This is a genomic window from Desulforhopalus sp. IMCC35007 (assembly GCF_005116575.1).
Classification (GTDB): domain Bacteria; phylum Desulfobacterota; class Desulfobulbia; order Desulfobulbales; family Desulfocapsaceae; genus Desulforhopalus_A.
Genome location: NZ_SWCN01000115.1, coordinates 1 through 239 on the forward strand (window position 1 = coordinate 1; position 239 = coordinate 239).

Genomic DNA, 239 nt, shown 5'->3' on the forward strand with positions numbered 1-239 from the left:
TACAAAGGTGATACAATCACGGCGGACCGGCGGATGTATCTTCATTTCTATTATTCACCGGATCGAGCCCTGGAGGATGAGAAAGCTTTCAATAATCGGATGGTTGTTTGGCAGAATGAATTGGAAAGTGGACAGCGTCATCCTGATCACGAGAAGCACTATGCCAAATATTTTACTGTAAAAAGCACGCCGGTCCGAGGAGTGAAGGTTGTTGCCAATGAAGAGGCGATGGCTGAGGC

The 239-nt window shown here is 47.3% G+C and carries 1 pseudogene; it reads left to right on the forward strand.

What is annotated here, in order from left to right:
* Positions 1-239, forward strand: a pseudogene (locus FCL48_RS24830) (transposase); the annotation flags it as partial.